The sequence below is a fragment of the Ottowia sp. SB7-C50 genome (assembly GCF_033110285.1).
Classification (GTDB): domain Bacteria; phylum Pseudomonadota; class Gammaproteobacteria; order Burkholderiales; family Burkholderiaceae_C; genus Ottowia.
Window position 1 is genome coordinate 3,473,595 of sequence record NZ_CP136995.1, and the last position, 23,160, is coordinate 3,496,754.

At 68.5% G+C, this 23,160-nt stretch carries 18 protein-coding genes, 1 pseudogene and 1 riboswitch; of the genes and pseudogenes, 9 read left to right on the forward strand and 10 right to left on the reverse strand.

The window, feature by feature from the left end:
- The first annotated feature begins 89 nt into the window (after positions 1-89).
- From R0D99_RS16620 to R0D99_RS16630, 3 genes are all read left to right on the forward strand, one after another.
- Positions 90-1,079, forward strand: coding sequence for a tripartite tricarboxylate transporter substrate binding protein (locus tag R0D99_RS16620; protein ID WP_317749273.1), 990 nt, complete (start codon positions 90-92; stop codon positions 1,077-1,079).
- Positions 1,076-3,235, forward strand: a complete 2,160-nt coding sequence (locus tag R0D99_RS16625) for an acetate--CoA ligase family protein (RefSeq protein WP_317749274.1) — start codon at positions 1,076-1,078, stop codon at positions 3,233-3,235. Before R0D99_RS16620 ends, R0D99_RS16625 begins: the two co-directional genes overlap by 4 nt.
- A gap of 94 nt (positions 3,236-3,329) precedes the next feature.
- Positions 3,330-4,067 carry an enoyl-CoA hydratase/isomerase family protein gene (locus R0D99_RS16630; RefSeq protein ID WP_317749275.1) on the forward strand — a complete coding sequence of 246 codons (738 nt, stop codon included), beginning with the start codon at positions 3,330-3,332 and terminating at the stop codon, positions 4,065-4,067.
- Positions 4,068-4,809: 742 nt separating this feature from the next.
- Here R0D99_RS16630 and R0D99_RS17380 read toward each other — a convergent pair.
- Positions 4,810-5,745: pseudogene (locus tag R0D99_RS17380) on the reverse strand (YihY/virulence factor BrkB family protein); the annotation flags it as partial.
- A gap of 76 nt (positions 5,746-5,821) precedes the next feature.
- Positions 5,822-6,037 (reverse strand): hypothetical protein, encoded by a 216-nt coding sequence (locus R0D99_RS16640; RefSeq protein ID WP_317749277.1) that lies wholly within the window; start codon positions 6,035-6,037, stop codon positions 5,822-5,824.
- 221 nt (positions 6,038-6,258) lie between these two features.
- On the opposite strand from R0D99_RS16640, the gene R0D99_RS16645 reads away from it, so the two are divergent.
- The 3 genes from R0D99_RS16645 to R0D99_RS16655 are packed head-to-tail and all read left to right on the forward strand — an operon-like array spanning position 6,259 to position 8,919.
- Positions 6,259-7,302: an ABC transporter substrate-binding protein gene (locus R0D99_RS16645; protein ID WP_317749278.1), complete on the forward strand. Its 1,044-nt coding sequence runs from the start codon at positions 6,259-6,261 to the stop codon at positions 7,300-7,302.
- Positions 7,303-7,306: 4 nt separating this feature from the next.
- On the forward strand, positions 7,307-8,137 hold the full coding sequence (locus R0D99_RS16650; RefSeq protein WP_317749279.1) for an ABC transporter ATP-binding protein: 831 nt from the start codon (positions 7,307-7,309) through the stop codon (positions 8,135-8,137).
- Positions 8,134-8,919 carry an ABC transporter permease gene (locus R0D99_RS16655; RefSeq protein WP_317749280.1) on the forward strand — a complete coding sequence of 262 codons (786 nt, stop codon included), beginning with the start codon at positions 8,134-8,136 and terminating at the stop codon, positions 8,917-8,919. Before R0D99_RS16650 ends, R0D99_RS16655 begins: the two co-directional genes overlap by 4 nt.
- 123 nt (positions 8,920-9,042) lie before the next feature.
- Here the strand turns inward: R0D99_RS16655 and R0D99_RS17385 are convergent, their stop codons facing one another.
- Together R0D99_RS17385 and metH are read right to left on the reverse strand one after the other, a co-directional pair.
- Positions 9,043-9,099 carry a hypothetical protein gene (locus R0D99_RS17385; protein ID WP_416366010.1) on the reverse strand — a complete coding sequence of 19 codons (57 nt, stop codon included), beginning with the start codon at positions 9,097-9,099 and terminating at the stop codon, positions 9,043-9,045.
- Positions 9,096-11,894: a methionine synthase gene (metH, locus tag R0D99_RS16660; protein ID WP_317749281.1), complete on the reverse strand. Its 2,799-nt coding sequence runs from the start codon at positions 11,892-11,894 to the stop codon at positions 9,096-9,098. The genes R0D99_RS17385 and metH overlap by 4 nt, the downstream gene beginning before the upstream one ends.
- Before the next feature lie 18 nt (positions 11,895-11,912).
- Positions 11,913-12,031, reverse strand: a riboswitch (S-adenosyl-L-homocysteine riboswitch).
- Positions 12,032-12,252: 221 nt separating this feature from the next.
- Between metH and R0D99_RS16665 the strand changes: the two genes are divergently transcribed.
- Positions 12,253-13,164 (forward strand): bifunctional GNAT family N-acetyltransferase/nucleoside diphosphate kinase regulator, encoded by a 912-nt coding sequence (locus R0D99_RS16665; RefSeq protein WP_317749282.1) that lies wholly within the window; start codon positions 12,253-12,255, stop codon positions 13,162-13,164.
- Between the two features lie 21 nt (positions 13,165-13,185).
- Here the strand turns inward: R0D99_RS16665 and R0D99_RS16670 are convergent, their stop codons facing one another.
- From R0D99_RS16670 to R0D99_RS16685, 4 genes are all read right to left on the reverse strand, one after another.
- Positions 13,186-14,103, reverse strand: a complete 918-nt coding sequence (locus R0D99_RS16670) for a metal ABC transporter solute-binding protein, Zn/Mn family (protein WP_317749283.1) — start codon at positions 14,101-14,103, stop codon at positions 13,186-13,188.
- Between the two features lie 83 nt (positions 14,104-14,186).
- A complete protein-coding gene (locus R0D99_RS16675; RefSeq protein ID WP_317749284.1) occupies positions 14,187-15,080 on the reverse strand; it encodes a metal ABC transporter permease in 894 nt (297 codons plus the stop codon).
- The gene (locus tag R0D99_RS16680; RefSeq protein ID WP_317749285.1) at positions 15,077-15,943 is read right to left on the reverse strand and encodes an ABC transporter ATP-binding protein; all 867 of its coding nucleotides are present in this window, start codon (positions 15,941-15,943) and stop codon (positions 15,077-15,079) included. Before R0D99_RS16680 ends, R0D99_RS16675 begins: the two co-directional genes overlap by 4 nt.
- A 1-nt stretch (position 15,944) precedes the next feature.
- Entirely contained in the window at positions 15,945-16,067 is a 123-nt protein-coding gene (locus R0D99_RS16685; protein ID WP_317749286.1) for a hypothetical protein, read from the reverse strand.
- Positions 16,068-16,346: 279 nt separating this feature from the next.
- Here R0D99_RS16685 and R0D99_RS16690 point away from each other — a divergent pair, with 279 nt between their 5' ends.
- Positions 16,347-16,841, forward strand: coding sequence for a Fur family transcriptional regulator (locus tag R0D99_RS16690; protein WP_317749287.1), 495 nt, complete (start codon positions 16,347-16,349; stop codon positions 16,839-16,841).
- 200 nt (positions 16,842-17,041) lie between these two features.
- Here R0D99_RS16690 and R0D99_RS16695 read toward each other — a convergent pair whose 3' ends face one another.
- Both R0D99_RS16695 and R0D99_RS16700 read right to left on the reverse strand, forming a co-directional pair.
- On the reverse strand, positions 17,042-18,250 hold the full coding sequence (locus R0D99_RS16695) for a threonine ammonia-lyase (protein WP_317749288.1): 1,209 nt from the start codon (positions 18,248-18,250) through the stop codon (positions 17,042-17,044).
- 126 nt (positions 18,251-18,376) lie between these two features.
- Positions 18,377-18,814: a PACE efflux transporter gene (locus R0D99_RS16700; protein WP_317749289.1), complete on the reverse strand. Its 438-nt coding sequence runs from the start codon at positions 18,812-18,814 to the stop codon at positions 18,377-18,379.
- Between the two features lie 163 nt (positions 18,815-18,977).
- Here R0D99_RS16700 and R0D99_RS16705 point away from each other — a divergent pair, with 163 nt between their 5' ends.
- Positions 18,978-23,051 carry a Pls/PosA family non-ribosomal peptide synthetase gene (locus R0D99_RS16705; protein ID WP_317749290.1) on the forward strand — a complete coding sequence of 1,358 codons (4,074 nt, stop codon included), beginning with the start codon at positions 18,978-18,980 and terminating at the stop codon, positions 23,049-23,051.
- The last annotated feature ends 109 nt before the right edge of the window (positions 23,052-23,160 follow it).

Below are 23,160 nucleotides of genomic sequence, written 5' to 3' on the forward strand. Positions count from 1 at the left end.
GCCCGCCCCCACAATATTCGCAACGCCATCCACACGTTCGGCCGCACCGGCCGCGCACGCCAACCCGTTTGTCGAAGGAGCTTCTCACCATGTCCGGATCGCTTTCTTCCACCCCGCTGGCGCGACGCGCGCTGCTGCTGGCCGGCACGCTGGTGCTGGCGGCGCCGGCACTGGCGGCCGACCCCTTTCCGTCGAAGCCCGTGCGCATCATGTACCCCTTCAGCCCCGGCGGCGGCATGGAGGTGGTGCTGCGCGTGATGGCGCAGGAAATGCAGAAGTCGACCGGCCAGTCGTTTCTGGTCGACAACCGCACCGGCGGCGGCGGCTCAATTGCCGTGGCGGCCACGGTGGCCGCGCCGCCCGACGGCTACACGATCTTCGTCGGGCCGACCGGCATCAGCTCCATCACGCCGCACCTGCGCAAGCTGCCGTTCGACACGCAGCGCGACCTGGTGGGCATCGCCAAGCTGAGTGAGTTCTTCCCCGCCTTCGTCGTGCGCAACGACTTTCCGGCCAAGGGCATCGAGGAATTCATCGCCTACGCCAAGGCAAACCCCGGCAAGGTGACCTACGCCACGTCGGGCGTCGGCTCGCAAGGCCACCTGCGCGGCGAAATGCTGCAAAAAAGCTGGGGCATCAAGATGACGCACGTGCCCTACAAGGGCGCGGCCGACATCGTGACCGACCTGGTGGCCGGCCGCATCGACACCAGCCATGACGTCACCCTGCTCCAATATGTGAAGCAGGGCAAGGCGCGCCTGCTGGGCACCTTCACCGACAGGCGGCTGGAGGACTTCCCTGACGCACCGACCATCAAGGAGCTGCCGGTGCCGCAGCCCGAGCCGGGCGGCACCTGGTTCGGCGCATTCGCGCCGCGCGGCACGCCGCAGCCCGTCATCGACAAGCTGGCGGCCGAGTTCGAAAAGGCGCTGCGCCACCCCGACGTCATCGCCCGCATGAAGCCGTACGCGATGCAGCCCACATACCTGGGCCCGCGCGAATTCAAACGGCTGTGGGACGCCGATTACGCCACCTACGGCCGTGTGATCAAGGAAGCCGGCATCAAGGTGGACGAGTGACGGCGCCGACCGCAACGGGCGCGCGCGAGGCGGTCGAGCGCGCGCTCAACCCGCAGGCCGTTGCCATCCTGGGCGCGTCGGACGACACGCAGAAATGGGGCGGCAGCATCCTGGCGCTGCTGCGCAAGTTCGGCTGGCCAGGGCGCATCGCGCCGATCAACCCCGGCGCCGAATCGGTGCAGGGCTTGCCGTCGTTTCCGAGCGTCGCGGCGGCGGTGGCGGCCACCGGACCGATCGACGTCGCCGTCATCGTGGTGCCCGACAAGCTGACCGAAAGCGCCATCGCCGACTGCGCGCAGTCGGGCGTGAAGGTGGCGCTGATGGTGACCTCGCAGTTCGCCGAAAGCGGGCCCGAGGGCGCGGCGCTGCAGGCGCGCGTGCTGCAGATTGCGCAGCAAGGCGGCATGCGCATCATCGGCCCCAATTGCATGGGCTACTTCCACAGCCATGCGCGCATGAATTTGCTCAACTCGCAGGCGCTGATGCGCAACAGCGAATTGGTCCAGGGCGAGATCGCCCTCATCAGCCAGAGCGGCGCGCTGGCCGGCGCCATGCTGGCGCGCGCGTACGACCTGGGCACCGGCTTCAGCTTCTGCGTGTCGCTGGGCAACCAGGCCGACCTGGAGGTGTGCGATTTTCTGGATTACGCCATCGACGATGCGCATTCGAAAGTCATTGCGCTGTACGTCGAGGGCGTGAAGGACAGCACGCGCTTCATCGCGCTGCTGCGGCGCGCCCGCGCGGCGGGCAAGCCGGTGCTCATCGTCAAGGCCGGCCGCACGGCGCTGGGGCAGAAGGCGGTGCAGTCGCACACCGCCAGCCTGGCGGGCGAATACCGTGCCTTCGAAGCCGCCGTGCGCGCTGCCGGGGCGGTGCTGGTGGACGACTTCCTGGAACTCATCGCGCAGGCCGCGGCCTGGACGCGCCTGCCCGCGCCCAGCGGGCCGCAGGTGGCGGTGCTGTCGGGCTCGGGCGGCGGCGGCGCGGTGGCAAGCGACCTGGTGGGCGAAGCCGGTCTGCAGGCCGCCACGCTGTCGCCGGCCACGGTGCAGCGCCTGCTGCCGCTGATGCCCGAGGCGGGCGCGCGCCTGCCGCTCGACCTGGGCGCCATCCCGGCGCGGCAGCGCACCGACCCGCGCTGGCTGCGCCAGGTGCTGGACATCATCCTGGCCGACCCGGCCGTCGGCGCCGCGCTGTTCGTCATGACCACCATGCCCGACATGGCCGGCACCGCTGCCACGGTGGTCGACGTCAACCGCGAATCGCCCAAGCCGCTGGCCTTCGTCAACGCCGCCAGCAGCGCGGGGGCGCAGGCGGGCGACAAGCTGAAGAGCGCGGGCCTGGTCAACTTCGCCCACATCAAGGAAGCGCTGGGTTACCTGCGCAACCGGCTGGCCTGGGAAGCGTATGAAAAAGAGGCCCCAGCGCTTGCTGGACCAGCGCCGACAGCTATCAAAACCATAGTTGACGCGCTGCCCGCCGGCCTGGTCGGCGAGCACGATGCCAAGCGCCTGCTGGCCGCCGCCGGCATTCCCGTCACGCGCGGCGAAATCGCGCAGACCGAAGACGACGCGGTGCGCGCCGCCGACGCCATCGGCTACCCAGTCGTCATGAAGCTGGTGTCGGCACAGATCAGCCACAAGAGCGACGTGGGCGGCGTGGTGCTGAACGTGGCCGACGCCGACGCGGTGCGCCGCCACTTCGGCGCGCTGCAGGCCGCCGCCGCGCGCGTGCCCGGCGCCACGTTTGGCGGCGCGCTGGTGCAGCAGCCGGTGCGTGCCGACGCCGAAGTGCTGATCGGTACGCAGTGGGACGCGCAGTTCGGCGCGATGCTGATGATCGGCCTGGGCGGCACGCTGGTCGAACTGTTGCAGGACACCGCCCTGCTGCCCGCCAGCGCCGGCCCGCGCGCCATCCGCCGCGCCATCAAGGGCTTGCGCCTGTACCCGCTGCTGACCGGCTATCGCGGCAAGCCGCCCGCCCACGTGGATGCGCTGGTGGACGTGGCGCAGCGCTTTGGCCGGCTGGCCATGCAACTGGGCGCGCGCCTGCCGGAGTGCGAAGCCAACCCGGCGATGGTGGCCGGCGACCAGGTCATCGTGGCCGACGCGCGCGCCGTGTGGCAGCCCGACGCCGCACCGGCGGCGCAAGGTTGACAGGTGGCGCTCGGGATTCAAAACAAATCGTGCCCCAGCGCTGATCCATCAAGCGCGAGCAGCTATCAATAACATAGTGAACGGAAATCGCGCCATGTCGCCACCCATCACCTACGAAGCCAAGGACCGCATCGCCCACATCACGCTGCGACGGCCCGAGCGGCGCAACGCGCTCAACGCCGAGATGAGCGCGCTGCTGCACGATTACTGGCGCCGCTTCGCAGCCAGCGACGAACGTGTGGCGCTGCTGACGGCCGAGGGCGACCACTTCTGCGCCGGGGTCGACGTGAGCGACCCGTCGAAGGAAGCGTGGAAGGGCGTGCCCAACGTCGGCGCAAAAATCGACAAGCCGCTGATCAGCGCCGTACAGGGCTGGGCCGTGGGCGCGGGCTTCACGCTGACCATGATGAGCGACCTGTGCGTGGTGGACGAAACCGCGCAGTTCATGTTTCCCGAGGCCAAGCTGGGGCTGTTCGGCGGCATCACCGCCAGCCTGGTGTCGCGCATCCCGCACAAGGTGGCGCTCGAATTCTTGATGCTGGGCGAGCCGCTGCCCGCGCAGCGCGCGTACGACGTGGGCCTGGTCAACCGCGTGGTGCCGCCCGGCCAGGCGCACGCCTTCGCCCTCAACTGGGCGCAGCGCCTGGCCGACGCCGCGCCGCTGGTGCTGCAGACCATCAAGCGCGCGACGCTGGAAACGCTGCCCAAGTCACCGGCCGAGATCGCCTACCCGCAGATGGGCTATCTGAAGCAGATCGCCGAAAGCGACGACTACCAGGAAGGCGTGGCGGCGTTCAAGGCCAGGCGCAAGGCGGAATTTCGCGGCAGTTGACGCTGGCCGGGCCGCCGCGCCCGCCTGCGTTTCAGCGCCAGCGCTGCGCGCGCAGTTGGTCGCGCAGCGCCTGCACGTCACGCGCCACCGTCTGCTGCGCGCGGGCCAGCGCCTGCCGTTCACGCCACTGGCGCCACGCCACCAGCGCGCGCCCCGCCTGCGTGGCGGCCACCCGGCGACCCCATTGGCGCACCGCGTGCGGTGTCTGCAAGCCGGCGCGAGGCCGCGTGTCGCCCAAGGCAGGCATCGCCGCCTGCACCAGCCGCGTGCCGGTGCGCACGCCGCCGGCCAGGGCCGTGGCGACGCCCCACCACGCTGGCGTTTCGGGCTCATCGCGGCGCGGTGCGCCACGCGGCGCCGGGCGCTCGGCCGGCGGCGTGGGCGAGCGCGGCACGTCGGCAGCGCGGCGCGGCTCGCTCGCGGCCGCATCGGCGCCGGGCTGCGAGCGGGTCATCAGGTAGGCCGCCGTCAGCGTAATCATGACGGCCAGCGCTTCGCGCGCGTCGGGTTCGGCGGCGCGCCCTTTCAGCCAGCCGAGCACGCCCCGCGCTGACCCCGGCTGGTCCGCCTCGCGCGCGGCCGCCAGCCGCTGGCCGGGCGAGCTGGCGCCGTCCGCCGCTGGCTGGCTGGCCACGTCGGACAGCACGGCCGCCACGGTGGCGGTGCTGGCCGCGGCTTCGCCCGCGCCGGCTCTGGCCACTTCAGCCTGGGCGGCGGTGACCGCCGCGGCGGGCGGCGGCGTGGGCGCACTGGCGAATTCGCCCTGCTGCTCGGCCATGACGCGCGCCACGCTGGCGCCCAGCAGCAGCACCGCGGCGGCGAAGTAGATCCACATCAGCAGCACCACCAGCGAACCCGCCGCGCCATAGGCCGACACCACCGCAGCCGTCGACAGATACAGCGCCAGCCCGTATTTGCCCACGCCGAACAGCAGCGCGCCCACCGCCGCGCCGCGCACCAGATGCCGCATGCGCGGCTGTGGTCCGGCGCTCATGCGCATCAGCGCCACGAACAGGCCGGTGGTAATGACGAAGGACACCAGCTGATTGAGCGCCGCCAGCACCACCTTGGTGTCAAAGCGGCTGCCGGCCCACGCTTCCAGCAGGCTGAGCAGGCTGGCGATGACGGTGGAGACCAGCATCAGAAAGCCGAAGGCCAGGATGTAGGCCACCCCGCGCAGCCGCAGCGTGGCGGTGTGCCACCACGCATCGACCGCCGCCACGCCGGTGCCCTGCGTCCACAGGCGTTCCAGGGCCGATTGCAGTTCAGCGAACACGCCGGTGGCGCCCACCAGCAGCAATGCGAATGCCATCACCGACGCCAGCAAACCCTGGCCGGGCGCGCGGGCGCTGGCGATGGCCGCCTTGATCACTTCGGCGCCCTGCTGCCCGACCAGCCCGCCAATCTGTGCGATGAGGCTGGTCTCCAGCACCTCGCGGTCCAGCCACCAGCCGAGCACGGCGACGATCAGCACCAGCAGCGGCGCCAGGCTGAGGATGCCGTAGAACGACATCGCCGCGCTCATGCGCAGGCCATCGGCGTCGGACCACAACTCCACCGCGCGATGCAGCGGCTGCAGGAATTTCAGCCGGCCGCGAAGCCAGGCAGGCGCTTCGGGCGCGGCGTGGGCAGTGCGGGGCGCGGTCGGGTGGGAGGCAGAGGCAAGGGCGGCTGGCATGCCGCCAATCTAGCCAGGCGCCCTGCCTGCGCCCGACAGCGCGCGCCGGCACGCGCTGTCAGCCGGTGCCGATAGCTCAGAACGTCGGCGCGGCCTCGCCACCGTGCGGCGCGTGCACCATCGCGCGCTGGGCACTGGCGAACACGTCGCCAAAGTAGGGCACGGCCTGCGCGGCGGTCGCGTCCAAGGCCGGCATGACCTGCATCGGTGCGGGCGGGTCGCTGGTCGAGCAGGCCACGAACAGGCCCGCGGCCAGCAGGGCACCGGCGGCGGTGGCAAGAAATTGATGCATGGTCTTTCTCCCGGACCGCGCGCCTGCCTCGCACGGCCCGCAAGGTCAGTGATACCCCGGCAGGTGCAACCGAGCATGCGCCCAAAAAAGCCAAACCCAATCCATATTCGGAGGTACGGCAAACGGGATTGTCCGGATGACCACCAGCGCCCGGTTGTGGCATCGTTCTTGCTGACGGCATTCGCCATCCACTCTTGCCACCCCATCTGGAGCACGCACCCATGACCCTGACCCGACGCCATTGCCTCGCCCTGGGCGCCAGCCTGGCCGCCGCCGTGGCCGCGCCGCCAGCGCTGGCCCAGGCCGCCACGCCGATCAAGTTTCAGCTGGACTGGCGTTTTGAAGGCCCGGCGGCGCTGTTTCTGCAGCCGCTGGCCAAGGGCTACTTCAAGCAGGCGGGGCTGGACGTGGCGGTGGACGCCGGCAACGGCTCGGGCGGCGCGGTGACGCGCGTGGCCTCGGGCGCGTACGACCTGGGCTTTGCCGATCTGGCGGCGCTGATGGAATTCCACGCCAACAACCCCGACGCGCCCAACAAGCCGGTGGCGGTGATGATGGTCTACAACAACACCCCGGCAGCCGTGTTCGCGCTGAAGAAGTCCGGCATTGCCAAGCCGGCCGACCTGGCCGGCAAGAAGCTGGGCGCGCCGGTATTCGACGCCGGCCGGCGCGGTTTTCCGGTGTTCCAGAAGGCCAACGGCGTGGGCGCCGTCAACTGGGTGTCGATGGACCCGCCGCTGCGCGAAACCATGCTGATGCGCGGCGACGTCGACGCCATCACCGGCTTCTCGTTCACGTCGCTGCTGAACCTGGAAGCGCGCGGCGCCAAGGCGGCCGATGTGCTGCTGATGCCCTACGCCGACCACGGCGTCAAGCTGTATGGCAACGCCATCATCGCCAGCCAGAAGCTGCTGAAGGAGAACCCGGGCGCGATCAAGGCCTTTTTGTCCGCCTTTGCCAAGGGCGCCAAGGAGGTCATGGCCAACCCGACCGCCGCCGTCGACTACGTGAAGCAGCGCGACGGCATCGTCAACGTGCCGATGGAGGTGCGCCGGCTGCAGATGGCGATCGACTACGTCATCGCCAGCCCGGACGCGCGCGCCGAAGGTTTCGGCCAGGTCGTGCCCGGCCGCCTGTCGCTGATGGCGTCGCAGGTGTCGGACGCGTACGGCACCAAGACGCGCGTCAACCCCGACGCGGTGTGGAACGGGAGCTTTTTGCCGCCCAAGGCCGAGCTGAACGTGCTGCCGCCGGCCAAGAAATAAGCGCATGGCGGCCCCTGACTCCACCACGCCGTTCATCGACTTCCGCGACGTCTGGCTGGCTTACAACGACGAGTTGCTGGCCAAGGGCCAGTTCGCCGTGGAGGCCATCGACCTGAAGGTGCGGCAGGGCGAATTCATCGCCATCGTCGGCCCGTCGGGCTGCGGCAAATCGACCTTCATGAAGCTGGCGACGGGCTTGAAGCGCCCGTCGAGCGGGCAGATCGTGATCGACGGCGCGCCCGTCACCGGGCCGCTGAAGATTTCGGGCATGGCGTTTCAGGCGTCGTCGCTGCTGCCCTGGCGCACCACGCTCGACAACGTGCTGCTGCCGCTGGAGATCGTGGAGCCGTACCGCTCTCAATTTAGAAGCAAGAAAGCCCAGTACGTCGAGCGCGCGCGGGCACTTTTGCGCCAGGTGGGCCTGGATGGCTATGCGGACAAGTACCCGTGGCAACTGTCGGGCGGCATGCAGCAGCGTGCCAGCATCTGCCGCGCGCTGATCCACGAGCCCAAGATGCTGCTGCTGGACGAGCCCTTCGGCGCGCTGGACGCCTTTACGCGAGAAGAGCTGTGGTGCACGCTGCGCGACCTGTGGCAGGCGCAGCGCTTCAACGTCATCCTGGTCACGCACGACCTGCGTGAAAGCGTCTTTCTGGCCGACACGGTGTATGTGATGAGCAAGAGCCCCGGCCGCTTCGTGGTGCGGCGCGAGATCGACCTGCCGCGCCCACGCGACCTGGAAGTGACCTACACGCCCGAATTCACCGACATCGTGCATGAGCTGCGCGGCCACATTGGCGCCATGCGCAAGACCGGCGTGGAGATGGCGCAATGAGCATGACCGCCGCCCAACGCCGCCGCATGCTGGAGCGCGCGTCGCCCTTCATCCTGATGGCGATCATCATCGTGCTGTGGGAACTGATCTGCCGCGGCTTTCAGGTGTCGGAATTCGTCTTTCCCGCGCCCTCGGCCATCTGGGCCAAGCTGGTGGAGTTTCACGCCGAAATCGCCAAGCACGCCTGGCGCACCTTCTGGGTGACGATGGTCGGCTTCGGCATCGCCATCGTGGTCGGCGTGCTGCTCGGCTTCATCATCGGCTCGTCACGGCTGGCCTACACCGCCATCTACCCGCTGATGACCGCCTTCAACGCCCTGCCCAAGGCAGCGTTCATCCCGATCCTGGTGGTGTGGTTCGGCATCGGCGTCGGCCCGGCGGTGCTGACGGCTTTCCTGATCTCGTTCTTTCCCATCACCGTCAACATCGCCACCGGCCTGGCCACGCTGGAGCCCGAGCTGGAAGACGTGCTGCGCGTGCTGGGCGCCAAGCGCTGGGACGTGCTGACCAAGGTCGGCCTGCCGCGCTCCATGCCCTACTTCTGGGGCTCGCTCAAGGTCGCCATCACCCTGGCCTTCGTCGGCACCACCGTGTCGGAAATGACCGCGTCCAACGAAGGCATCGGCTACCTGCTCATCTCCGCCGGCTCATCCATGCAAATGGCCCTGGCCTTCGCCGGCCTGCTGGTGGTGGGCGTGATGGCGATGGCTATGTACGAGCTGTTCAGCTTCGTCGAGAAACACACCACGGCGTGGGCGCATCGGGGGTCGCAGGCGGCTTGAAGGGATGCCGCCGCGTTTTAGCTACCCTTGCTCAACGAAAGCGCGTCGTGTGACGCCCGCCATCGTGTCGCTGCGGAGCCCGGACGATGGCGAAGAACGCCGGACCAGCGGTTATCGCCGTGGCTATTTGCGCCGACGCCAGACTGTCACGACGGCCAGCAGGCCGCAAGCCGCCCTCACAACCCCAAATTAGGCGCCAACGCCCGCTCCACCTCGGCCAGCGGCGCGCCGCTGCGGTCGGCCATGTCGCGCGCCTGATCCTCGTCGATCTTGCCGACGCTGAAGTAGGTGCTGTCGGGGTGGCTGAAGTAGAAGCCGCTGACGGCGGCGGCGGGTGTCATGGCGTAGCTGTCGGTCAGGCCCATGTCGATCTCGGCCACGTTCAGCAGCTCGAACAACGGCTTCTTCACGCGGTGATCCGGGCAGGCGGGGTAGCCGGGCGCGGGGCGGATGCCGACGTATTTTTCGGCGATCAGTTCTTCGTTGGTCAGGAGCTCGCCCGCCGCGTAGCCCCACCAGTCGGTGCGCACGCGGTGGTGCAGCCATTCGGCGCCGGCTTCGGCCAGGCGGTCGGCCAGGGCTTTCAAGGTGATGGCGCTGTAGTCGTCGTGGGCGGCCATGAATTCGGCGACCTTTTCATCCACGCCGATGCCGGCGGTGATGGCGAAGGCGCCGATGTGGTCTTTGACGCTTTTCAGGCCGCCAGCGCTGTTCTGTCCTGCGGATGCAGCTCCTGATTCAATAGCATTCGCGGGCGCGATGAAGTCAGCCAGGCAGCGGCTCGGGCGCATCTGGCCGTCGGCGTCTTCCTCTTTCACGGTCTGCTGGCGCAAGCCGTACCAGGTGAGTGCGACCTGCTGGCGCGATTCATCGGCATACAGTTCGATATCGTCGCTGCGCACCGTGTTGGCGGGCCAGAAGCCGACCACCGCGTGCGCGGTGAGCCAGCGGCCATCCACGATTTTCTTCAGCATGGCCTGTGCGTCGTTGAACACGCGCGTGGCCTCTGTGCCAACCACCTCGTCGGTCAGGATGGCGGGGTATTTGCCCGCCAAATCCCAGGTCTGGAAGAACGGCGTCCAGTCGATGAAGGGCACCAGATCGGCCAGGTCGATGTTCTTGATGACGCGGCGGCCGATGAACTTGGGCGCGGGCGGCTGGTAGCCGGCCCAGTCGATGCGCGTGGCGTTGGCGCGCGCCTTGTCCAGCGGCCATACGGGCGTCTGCTTGCGGTTGGCATGGCGCTGGCGCACGGCCTCGTAGTCGGCCTGCGTTTCGGCCACGAACTGCGCCGCGCCCTCACCCAGCAGGCCCTGCGCCACGCCCACGCTGCGCGAGGCGTCGGGCACGTAGACCACGGGGCCGTCGTAGTGCGGCGCGATCTTCACCGCCGTGTGCACGCGGCTGGTGGTGGCACCGCCGATCAACAGCGGAATGTTGCGCTCGCGGAAGTGCGCATCCTTCTGCATCTCGCCAGCCACATGCTGCATTTCTTCCAGGCTGGGCGTGATGAGGCCACTCAGGCCCACGATGTCGGCGCCTTCGTCCTTGGCCTTCTTGAGGATTTCGTGCGCGGGCACCATCACGCCCATGTTCACCACTTCGAAGTTGTTGCACTGCAAGACCACGGTGACGATGTTCTTGCCGATGTCGTGCACGTCGCCCTTCACCGTGGCGATGACGATCTTGCCCTTGGCCTTGACGTCGGCGCCGGCCTGTTCCATGGCCTTCTTCTCGGCCTCGATGTAGGGCAGCAGGTGCGCCACGGCCTGCTTCATCACGCGCGCGCTTTTCACCACCTGCGGCAGGAACATCTTGCCGGCGCCAAACAGGTCGCCCACCACGTTCATGCCGTCCATCAACGGCCCTTCGATCACGTGCAGCGGGCGGCCGCCCTGGGCCACGATCTGCTGGTACGCCTCTTCGGTGTCTTCCACGATGAAGTCCGTGATGCCGTGCACCAGCGAATGCGACAGGCGATCGCCCACGGGCACCGGCTTGTCGGGCGTGCCGCGCCATTCCAGCTTCTTGCTGTCGTCCTTGGCCGCGCCCTTGGCGGATTCGGCGATTTCAAGCAGGCGCTCGGCGGCGTCGGGCCGGCGGTCCAGCACCACGTCTTCCACGCGCTCGCGCAGCGTGGGCTCCAGGTCGTCGTACACGCCCACCATGCCGGCATTGACGATGCCCATGTCCATGCCGGCCTTGATGGCGTGGTACAGAAACACGGTGTGGATCGCCTCGCGCACCGGGTCGTTGCCGCGGAAGCTGAAGCTGACGTTGCTCACACCGCCCGACACCTTGGCGCCCGGCAGGTTCTGCTTGATCCACTGCGTGGCTTCGATGAAATCCACCGCGTAGTGGTTGTGCTCCTCGATGCCGGTGGCAATGGCGAAGATGTTGGGGTCGAAGATGATGTCTTCGGGCGGAAAGCCCACTTCGTCGACCAGCACGCGGTAGGCGCGCTCGCAGATCTCGATCTTGCGCGCAAAGGTATCGGCCTGGCCCTGCTCGTCAAACGCCATCACCACGGCGGCGGCGCCATAGCGCTTGACCAGGCGCGCCTGGCGCTTGAACTCGTCCACGCCCTCTTTCATGCTGATGGAGTTGACGATGCCCTTGCCCTGCAGGCAGCGCAGGCCGGCCTCGATCACGCTCCACTTGCTGCTGTCGACCATCACCGGCACGCGGGCAATGTCGGGCTCGCTGGCCATCAGGTTCAAGAACTTGACCATCGCCGCCTGGCTGTCGAGCATGGCCTCGTCCATGTTCACGTCGACCACCTGGGCGCCGTTTTCGACCTGCTGGCGCGCCACGGCCAGGGCTTCCTCGAACTGGCCGTTCAGGATCATGCGCGCGAACGCCTTGGAGCCGGTGACGTTGGTGCGCTCGCCGACGTTGACGAACAGCGTGTCCTCGGCGATGAGGAGCGGTTCCAGACCCGATAGCTGGAGCGGGGGAGGGACGGTTGGGGTCATGATCTCACCTGAACAGGAAACAGGCGAGCGTCGTTGCGATGCTATGCATAAGATAGCTGACCGGGCAAGCCTGACAAGCGGTGGTGACCGATTTCCTTCAAAAACCGGCGCCGCGTGCTGCAACGCTCCTTGACCCGAAGCCGCAATTTTATCCAGCTGGCCAAGACCTTGCGCGCCAGCCGCGCCCCGGTCGGCCGGCTGAGCCGCATCAGGTCGATTGACAGGCACGCGGCGCTCGGGTAAGGCCGGCACGTGCGGCGGCGGCAGGCGCGTCTTCTTAAAATGCGTACTTTGTCGAAAGAACCGTCATGGCCTGGGCCATGAAAGGCTTTCATTCTTGAGTCCCAGCGGGGTAAAGATGAACCAGCCTTTTGTTTCCTTGTGTCCAGAGATCACCCGAAGCAACGCCCTGACCCTGATCGACTGGCTGGAAGACGAGGACGTGACGCGCTATCTGAGCGACTCGCGCCATGTCTCCCGGTTCATCGAGCAGGTCGTCGGCCGGGTGCAGTTGCCGATTCTTACCCACGTGTTCAACCAGGGCGGCCGATTCTTCATGGCCTATGACCGGCATAACGTGCCGGTGGGCTTTGTGCGTCTGGTCAAGAACGGCACCGACTGCGAAATGGTGCTGGTCATCGGCAACCGCGACACCTGGGGCCGCAGTCTCGGCGCCAGCGCGATCCGCGAAGGCATGAAGCTCGCCTTTTTCGACATGCGGGCCGAAAAGCTCATCGCCAAGATCCACCCCGACAACACGCGGTCGATCAAGGCGTTTCTGCGCAGCGGCTTCGTGCCGGATAGCGAGACGCCTGCGCTCACGTCACTTGCCATGAGCGCGCAGCGCTATCGTCGGCTGCTGCGCGAAGGTCATGCGACGCAGGCGGCCGGCATTTCCATCACCGAGGTCGACAAGGCGCGGCTTTACAGCCTGATCGAGCTGGGCCAATCGGCGGAATACTTTGAGCTGGAGCACGAGATCGAGCGCGCGTTCGTCGTCGATCCAGCGCAAATGGCGCAGGATGTCGTCACCATGAACTCCCGGGTCTTGCTGGCGGTGGACGACCAGCCCATGGAGGTTGCGTTGGTGTATCCGGAAGATGCAGACGACGATGCCGGCAAGCTGTCGGTCGGCTGCGGCATCGGCACCGCGATCCTGGGATACAAGGCGGGCGATGCCTTCAACTGGCGCGTTTCAAACCGAACCCGCGACATCCGCATCAAGCAAGTGCTGTATCAGCCGGAAGCCGCGGGCGACTTCCACTTGTAGCTTCGGGCGCGGCGTTCCGATTCAGAGACGGCCCGCAACCGCGCGCACCAGCGCCTGCGTATTGGCGCGCATCATGTCCACGTACGTGGGCGCGCCGCCGCCGGGCGGCGTGAGCGAATCAGAGAACAAGCGTCCGGCGGGTTTCAGCCCCGTTTCGCGCGCGATCTGCTCGATCAGGCGCGGGTCGGACACGTTTTCGATGAACAGCGCGCGGATGCCGTCGCGCCGAATCTGCCGCACCAGCTGCGCCACGCCCTTGGCCGAGGCCTCGCTCTCGGTGCTGACGCCTTGCGGCGACAGAAACCGCACGTCGTACGCTTGCCCATAGTACGCGTACGCCGCGTGCGACGTGATCACCTTGCGCTCGGCCGGCGCGATCGGCGCCCAGGCGGTGCGAATGTCGGCATCCAGCTTTTTCAGCTCGTCCGTGGTGCGCGCGGCGCCGGCGCGGTAGGCGGCGCAGCCAGCGGCGTCGGCGGCGCAAAGGCCGTCGGCGATGTTCTTCACGTAGAGGATCGCGTTGGGCACGCTTTGCCAGGCGTGCGGATCGGCGTGGCCGTGGTCATGGCCGTGATCCTTGTCGCCTTTGATGGGCTTGATGCCCTGCGTCGCCACGACCTGCGGGCCTTTGTAGCCGGTGCTTTGCAGCAGGCGCGGCATCCAGCCTTCATAGCCCAGCCCGTTGGAGACCACCAGCTGCGCCTGCCCCACCTGGCGCGCGTGCGTCGGCGCGGGCTGGAACACGTGCGCATCGGCGCCGGGGCCCACCAGCGTCTGCACCGCCACGCGCTCGCCGCCCACTTGCCGTACCAAGTCGCCCAGGATGCTGAAAGTGGCCACCACGCGCAGCGGCTCGGCGGCGCGGGCAGGCGCGGGCGCGGCCAACACGCTGGCCAGCGCCCCAGCCAAGGCGACGCGGCGGCGAAACAATACGAACATGACACGCTCCTGAAAACTACTGAATTGATAGCTGCTTGCGCTTGATAGACAAGCGCCGGGGGCCGATTTGACTCAAAGGCGCATCAGGCTTGAAGGTGACGGCGCCGCCGCTGCCCGCCGCGCCACGCCCCGTGGCGACCAACGACCAGCGACACCAGATACGCCGCCCCCAGCCCCAGCACGATGGTCGGGCTGGTCGGCCAATCGGCGTGGTAGCTGATCAGCAGCCCCGCCACGCCCGCCACCAGCGCCAGCGCCGCGGCCAGCGCCATCAGCGCCGGCACGCTGCGCACCCACAGGCGCGCGGTGGCGGCGGGCAGCACCATGATGCCGACGGCCATCAACGTGCCCAGCGCATGAAAACCAGCCACCAGGTTGATCACCAGCAGCCCCAGAAAACCGTAGTGCGCCAGCGGCGACAGGCGGCTCACGCTGCGCAAAAACTGCGGGTCCAGGCATTCGAGCAGCAGCGCGCGGTACATCACGGCCAGCGCCAGCAGCGTGAAGATCGCGATGCCCACCAGCAGGCCAAGCGCGGCGTCGTTCAGCGCCAGCACGGTGCCGAACAGCACATGCAGCAGATCGACGCTGCTGCCGCGCGTGGAGATGATCAGCACGCCCAGCGCCAGACTGAGCAGATAGAACGCGGCCAGGCTGGCGTCCTCGCGCAGCACCGTGGAGCGCGCCACCAGCCCCGAGCCGATGGCCACCAGCAGCCCGGCGACGATGCCGCCGAACGTCATGGCCGGCAGCGACAGCCCCGCCAGCAGGTAGCCGATGGCCGCGCCCGGCAGGATGGCGTGCGCCATGGCGTCGCCGGTCAGGCTCATGCGGCGCAGCAGCAAGAACACGCCGACCGGCGCGCAACTGAGCGACAGCGCCACGCAGCCCACCAGCGCGCGGCGCATGAAGCCGAATTCGACCAGCGGGCCGACCAGCAGCGCCCACAGGCCGGTGTCGGCGAGGTCGGGCGTCATGGCTGTGGCTCCCTCGCACCGCGGGGCAGCGGCTCGGCCTGTCCTGAGCTTGTCGAAGGAATGTGAGGGGCCGCGGCGCTCCGATGATCATGGTCGTGGTGGTGGCCGTGGCTGTACGCAGCCTCGCCCACCGCCACCTCACACACCGGCGCCCGCGCATCGAACGCCTCGGGCATGGCGCGCAGGCGTTGCTGATTGGCGGGGTTCAGCACGTCGGCGGTCGGCCCCCAGGCCACCAGCTCGCGCGCCAGCATCAGGGTGTCGGGGAAGGCCTCGCGCACCTGGTGCAGGTCGTGCAGCACGGCCAGCACCGTCTTGCCGGCCGCGTGCCATTGCCGCAGCAGTTGCAGCAAATCGGCCGTGGTGCGCTGGTCGATGGCCGAAAAGGGCTCATCCAGCAGCAAAATGGGCGCATCCTGCAGCATCAGGCGTGCAAACAGCGTGCGCTGCAGTTGCCCGCCCGACAGGGTGTCGAGCGGCTGGCGGGCATGCCCTTCCAGCCCTACGGCGGCCAGCGCGGCCCGGACGCGCTCGCGCTGGTCGCCCGAAAAGCCGCCAAACGCCCCCGTTTCATGCCACAGCCCCATGGCGGCGAATTCGCCCACCCCAATCGGAAACCCACGCTCCAGCGTGGCCTGCTGCGGCAGGTAGGCCACACGCTGGCCTGCCAGTCCGTCAATGCGCCCGCCAAGGGGCTTGAGCAGCCCGGCCAGCGCCTTGATCAGTGTCGACTTGCCGGCGCCGTTGGGCCCCACCACGGCCAACAGCGCGCCGGGCCGGATCACGCCCGACACGTGGTGCACGGCGGGGTGCCCGTCGTAGCCCAGCGTCAGGTCGTGCAGGGTGATGGCTTGCGGCGCCAACTCAGGCCCCTCCGCCCTGCAGCGCCCAGCGCCACAGCAGCAACAGGGCAGCGCCCAGCAGCGCCGCGATCAGCAGACGCCAGCCGGCCGAGCGCAGCAGCAGCGGCAGACGGCGAAGCGGCAAGGGAGGGGTCATGGGCAAAAAAGGGACAACTCACGAAGGCTTGGGTCCGAAAGCCATGCACTTGAAAACGCCTTTTCATCCGTCATTTCCGCACAGGCGGCAATCCAAGGGCGCATCCGCGGTTGACTGAATGGCCGCCTGCGCGGGAATGACTCAGCTTTTCAAGTGTTGGCTTCCCAAGCCTAAAATGCAAGAAACTTGCAACAAGCCAGAGGGAGCGCGATCATATCGCAACTGAGTTGCAATAATGCACGCTGTTCAAACCCCGCGCACCACCCCATGCCCGCCTTCGACCCCGCCACCCTCGGCCCGCGCCTGCACCGCGCGGGCCTGCGCAGCACGCGCGCGGTGCTGGGCGTGGCGGGCGTGTTCAGCGCGGCCGGGCCAGCCTGGGCGCCGACGCACGCCGACGTGGCCGCCGCGCTGGCGCAGGCGGGCGAGCCGGTCAATGCCGTCACGCTGTACCGTCTGCTGGACCGTCTGGTCGCCGCCGGCCTGCTGGCGCGGCACACCGCCCCGGGCGAGCGCGCGTGGCGCTTTCGCTGGCAGGGCGTGGACGCCGCCGCCGCGCCGGCCGGCGTTCCGCACTTTGAATGCGACGCCTGCCACACCCAGTTTCCGCTGCAGGGCGCCGACGCACCGACGCAGGCCGTGGCCGACGCGCTGCGCCGCACGCTGGCCGAGCACGGCCACACCGCCGCACGCGTCGATCTGGCCGTGCACGGCACCTGCGCGGGCTGCCGTGATGACGGCGAAGGCGCGCCTCACTCCTGATTTTATAGCTACCTGCGCTTGTATGACAGGCGCTGGCACCTGATTTCGGCCTGCAGACCCAACAGCCGGACGCAGAGGACGCAGAGATTTCGCAGAGGACGCAGAAAAAAAAACAAAGAATCTTTTGGCTGTTTCTTTCGCGTCCTTCGCGAACCCTTCGCGTCCTTCGCGTCCGGTATTCGGTATCAGGGAACCCACCCTCACTTCCCACCCAGCCAGCGCGCCTCCAGCCCCTCGGCCTTCAGCCGCGCCAGCAGTTCCTCGATGTGCGCGGCGTCGCGCGTCTGCAGCACCATCTCGATCTCGACGTTTTGCGCCGCCAGCAGGGTGAAGGCGCGCTGGTGGTGAATCTCCTGCACGTTGGCGCCGCATTCGGCCACCAGCGCCGTCACGCGCGCCAGCGAGCCGGGCACGTCGCGCGCGCTGACGACGATGCGCGCCAGGCGCCCTGATCGCACCATGCCGCGCCCAATGATGGCCGCCAGCAGCATCGGGTCGATGTTGCCGCCCGACAGCACCAGCCCCACGCGGCGGTCCTTGAACTGCTCTGGATGCCGCAGCAGCGCCGCCAGCGCCGCCGCGCCCGCGCCTTCGGACAGTGTTTTCTCGATCTCCAGCAGCATGACGATGGCCTGCTCGATGTCGCCCTCGTCCACCAGCAGCAGGTCATCGACGTGCTGGCGGATCAGCGGCAGGCACAGCGCGCCGGGGCTGCTGACGGCGATGCCCTCGGCGATGGTGCTGGCACCCTGTGGGTGCGCACTGCCGGTGATGGCGTTTACCGCGCCCGGAAAGCGCGCCGTCTGCACGCCCACCACGCGGATGCCGGGCTGGATCGCCTTGACCGCCGTCGCCACGCCGCTGATGAGGCCACCGCCGCCAATCGGCACCACCAACGTGTCCAGATCAGGCCGCTCGTCCAGCATCTCCAGCGCCAGCGTGCCCTGGCCGGCCATGATGGCGGGGTCGTCGAACGGGTGGACGAAAGTCAGCCCTTGCTCGCGCGCCAGGGCCCGTGCATGCTCGCTGGCGGCATCGAGCGTGTCGCCGTGCAGGATGACTTCGGCGCCGAAACCGCGCGTGCGCGCCACCTTCACGCCCGGGGTGAAGCGCGGCATGACGATGACGGCGCGAATGCCCAGCCGCTGCGCATGAAACGCCACGCCCTGCGCGTGGTTGCCGGCGCTCATGGCCACCACGCCGCGCGCACGCTCCTCATTCGATAGCTGCACCAGCTTGTTGCACGCGCCCCGCTCCTTGAACGAGGCGGTGAACTGCAGGTTTTCCATCTTCAGGAAAACGTGCGCGCCCGTCACCTGCGACAGCGTGCGCGATTCGACGCAGGGCGTGTCGAGCACCTGGCCCTGCAGGCGGGCGGCGGCGGCTTGGATGTCGGCGAGTTGGAGCATGGGCTGGATTGTCGCGTGGCTGAAGGCTCAAAAGGCCGCGAAGCAGGCCATGCCAGGGCGCGGCGGAGCGGGCTTGGCCCGGCCGCTCGCGTCGTCCCCCTGGGGGAAAGGCGGCCGAAGGCCGACTCAGGGGGAATCTATGCCCGCCGGCAACCCGAACAAGCGGTCAAACACCCAGGTGAAGACGAGGGTGTAGACCAGAAAGAACAGCAGCAGCCCCACGTCCAGCAGCAGCGCCTGCCACAGGCTCACGTCCAGCCACCAGGCGATGAACGGCACCAGCCACAGCAGCAGCCCGCCTTCAAAGCCGATGGCATGCGCGACGCGGCGCGCCACGCTGCGCCCGCGCGCCGGCTGGCGGCGTTCCCAGCGCTCGAACAGCGCGTTGAACACCAGGTTCCACACCACCGCAATGGCCGAACTGCCCACCGCCACGCCGCCCGAGCTGCCCATGCCGTGGTCGGTGAACGCGGCCAGCGCCACCGTCACCACGGCGATGGCGATCAGTTCGTAGAGCGCGACGTAGATCAGCCGGCGGCGCGGGCCCTGCAGCGACAGCAGCATCGGGAGAGGGGGCAGACATGTCGGGAATGTACCGAAGCCGATTGCGGCGCCGTCCGGCAACCGTGCTGCACAACACGGGCTACCATGTGCCGCTTGCTGTCACTGTCAACCGCCACCTTCCGTGCCGCGTGAAGGCTGGGCTTCCTCCGCTCCACCTTTGTCCATGTCGCCACTGCCCATCCTTCACGGCCCCGACGCCCCCGACCTGCTGCGCCACGAAATCCTGGCGGACATCTTCGAGGCCACGGCCGCCCGCGTACCGGACAAGACGGCGCTGATGTTCGACGCCCGCCGCGTGACCTACGCCGAGTTGAACCACGACGCCGACCGCGTGGCGCACCGGCTGATCGAGGCCGGCGTGCAGCCCGGCGACATGGTGGGCCTGTGGCACCCGCGCGGCATCGAGCTGCTGACGCTGCAGCTGGGCATTGCCAAGACCGGCGCCGCGTGGCTACCCTTCGACGCCGACGTGCCCACCGACCGCATCGCCGTCTGCCTGGACGACGCGGCCGCCAAGGCGCTATTGATTGATGAGCACCATGGGCAGTCTGCACGCGCGCAAAGCGACATTTCGGCACAGATTCTGACGGCGCATGAGCTGCTGGCGCCGCTGCCTGAAGGTACGGCCTTGAAGCGCCGCGAAGGCGCGCTGCCGGAGCACACCGCCTACGTCATCTACACCAGCGGCTCCACCGGCAAGCCCAAGGGCATCGCCATCACGCAGGGCAGCATCAGCCACTTTTTGCGCAGCGAGAACGCGCGCCTGGGCGTGCGCGAGGACGACCGCGTGTACCAGGGCTTTTCGGTCGCCTTCGACATGAGCTTCGAGGAGATCTGGATCAGCTACCTGGTCGGCGCCACGCTCTGGATAGCGCCGAAGGAGATTGCTGGCGACCCCGAGGCGCTGCCGCGCGCGCTGATCGAGAACGACGTGACGGTGCTGCACGCCGTGCCCACGCTGCTGGCGCTGTTCGCGCAGGACGTGCCGGGCCTGCGCATCATCAACCTGGGCGGCGAAATGTGCCCGCAGGCGCTGGTCGAAAAGTGGGCGCCGGGGCGACAGATGTTCAACACCTACGGCCCGACCGAGGCCACGGTGTCGGCGTCGCTGGCCGAGCTGAAGGCCGGCGAGCCGGTGACGATTGGCGAGGCGCTGCCCAACTACGGGCTGCTGGTCATCGAGGTGATCGACCCGGACAGCATCGTGAATGGCGTGGTGCCGCCGCTGAAGATATTGCCGTTTGGCGAAACCGGCGAGCTGTGCATCACCGGCCCTGGCGTGGCCGCCGGCTACCTGGGCCGGCCCGATCTGACGGCCGAGAAATTCCTGCCCAACCCCTGGGCGCGCAACGAACAAGAGGCGCGCCTGTACCGCACGGGCGACCTGGCCAAGGTCGAATACAAGAGCGACGGCACGCCGCAGATGCAGTGCCTGGGCCGCGCCGACGACCAGGTGAAGATTCGCGGCTTCCGCGTCGAGCTGGGCGAGATCGAGGCCGTGCTGGCCGACCAGCCCGGCGTGGGCACCACCGCCGTCCTGCTGCGCAAGGAAGGCGACATCGACCAGCTGGTGGCCTTCTACGTGCCCAGCGGTGCCACGCCGCCGGCGGTGAAGGACCTGCGCACCGGCCTGGCCGAAAAGCTGCCGCCCTACATGGTGCCGGCGCGCTTCGAGCCGCTGCCGGCCATGCCGCGCCTGCAAAGCGGCAAGATCGACCGCAAGGTGCTGAAAGCGCAGCCGCTGACGGCCGCCGCGCCCGCCGAAGGCAGCGACACGCCCGAGACGCCGGCCGAACAGGTGCTGTTTGCCGCGCTCGAAAAGCTGTTTCCGGGCCAGCCGATCCGGCGCGAGCTGGATTTCTTCAGCGACCTGGGCGGCCATTCGCTGTTTGCCGCGCGCATCACCAGCACGCTGCGGCAGGACCCGCGCTTTGCCCAGGCCACGGTGGCCGACATCTACCAGAACCGCAAGATCGGCCTGATCGCCGAGGCCCTGCAAGCCGGCATGATCGGCGCCGACGCCACGGCGGAGCGCCCGTTCCTGCTGCACAGCGCCTGGCGGCGCTGGCGCTGCGGCATCGCGCAAGGGGTGGCGATTCCGTTCCTGGTGCTGATCAAGATGGCCCAGTGGCTGGCGCCGTTTTTCATGTACCACTTCTTCACCGGCGATGCGGACGACACGGTCGGAAGAGCGGTCGCGATGTCGCTGCTGGCCTATCTGGGCGCCACGCTGGCCGCCTTTGCCGCCGCCTGGGCAGGCAAGTGGCTGATCGCGGGACGACTGAAGCCGGGGCGCTATCCGCTCTGGGGCTTGACGTACTTCCGCTGGTGGCTGACCGACCGGCTGATCGAAGCCGCGCCGGTGTACATGATCAGCGGCTCGTCGCTGTACCGCATGTGGCTGGGCGCGCTGGGCGCGCGCATCGGGCGCGACGTGGTGCTGGGCTCGATCACGCTGCGCGTGCCCGAGCTGCTGCGCGTGGGCGAAGGCAGCAGCATCGGCAACGGCGTCAACCTGGAGAACGCGCGCGTCGAAGGCGGCTGGCTGCATCTGGGCGCCATCGACATCGGGCGCAACGTCAGCGTCGGCTCCTACGTGGTGGTCGAGGGCAATACCCGCATCGACGACTGGGGCCACGTGGACGGCCAGTCGGCGCTGCAGGACGGCACGGTGGTGCCGGCGCGCAAGGTGTGGGCGGGCTCGCCGGCGCGCGAGCGCGGTGATTTCGACCCCGCCAGCCTGCCGCCGCGCCCGCCGGTCAGCGAAGCACGCCGCGTGCTGGAGGGCTTGTTCTTCGTCCTGGGGTCGCTGGCCATTGCCGTGCTGTTCTTCATGCCGGTGTTTCCCACCTTCATGCTGATCGACTGGCTGGACGTGCCGCAGATCTCGGTGCGTCCGCTGCTGGACGATGGCTCGATCACGGCGGTGCAGGCGTTTGGCCTGCGCTTCGTCAAGTTCTTCCTGCTGGCCTTGCCGGCCAGCGTGGTGATGATCGTGCTCACCGCGCTGATCTCGGCCGGCATCCGCTACGCCTTCCTGCCCAAGATGAAGGCCGGCTCGTGGCCGGTGCACAGCAACCGCTACCTGGGCAAATGGCTGGTCAACCAGATCCAGGAGTCGAGCCTGGCGGTGCTGCACGGCATCTACGCCACGGTGTATTCGGCCACCTGGTACCGGCTGCTGGGCGCCAAGGTGGGCAAGGAGACCGAGCTGTCGACCGCGCTGGGCGTGGTGCCCGACATGCTGACGCTGGGCGACGAATGCTTCATCGCCGACGCCGTGATGCTGGGCGACGAGCACATCGACGGCGGCTGGATGACGGTGCAGCCCACCGTGGTGTCGCGCCGCAGCTTTGTGGGCAACAGCGCCTACGTGCCCGACGGCACCACCATCCCCGAAAACGTGCTGATCGGCGTGATGAGCGCGGTGCCGCGCAACGCCACCATGCGCGACGGCGACACCTGGCTGGGCTCGCCGCCCATGCACCTGCCGGCGCGCGAGGTCAACAGCGGCTTTCCCGAGCACCTGACTTTTGCGCCCTCCCCCTGGCGCAAGCTGGGCCGCGGGCTGGTCGAGGCCTTCCGCATCGCCGCGCCGCACGCGCTGGTGATTGCCGCCGGCTACGCCATCGTGCTGGACGCGATGCCGCTGGCCGAACAGGACCGCTGGGGCGCCGTGGCGCTGGACCTGGCCGTGGGCGGCGTGGTGTTCGGCTTTGCCACCTTCCTGTTCGTGGCGCTGTTCAAGTGGCTGCTGCTGGGCCGCTACCGCCAGCGCGCGGTGCCGATGTGGACGCCGTTCGTCTGGCTGAGCGAAGCCGCCACCAACATGTACGAAGGCATCGCCGTGCCGTGGTTCCTGCGCTACCTGCGCGGCACGCCCTGGCTGTCGGACGCGCTCAACCTGCTGGGCGCCAAGATCGGGCGCGGCGTGTACCTGGACACCACCGACATGACCGAATTCGACTGCGTGCACATCGGCGACCACAGCGAACTGAACGCGCTGTGCTGCCCGCAGACGCACCTGTTTGAAGACCGCGTGATGAAGGTCGACCACGTGCGCATCGGCAGCCGCGTCACCCTGGGCCCGCGCTGCACCGTGCTGTATGGCGCGCAGGTGGGCGACGGGGCGCACCTGGGCCCGCTGACGCTGGTGATGAAGGGCGAGAACATTCCCGAGCGCACGCGCTGGCACGGCCTGCCGGCCGCGCCGTGGAGATCGAGTGCGCCGGCCTGATCGGCCTGCGGCATTCGCCCTCAGCGGGGACGACGCGGAGGGTCGGGCAGGCCCCGACCACGGCGTCCGGGCGTGGCGGGCGCCGTGGCGCTGTGTGTGGGCGGCCTGA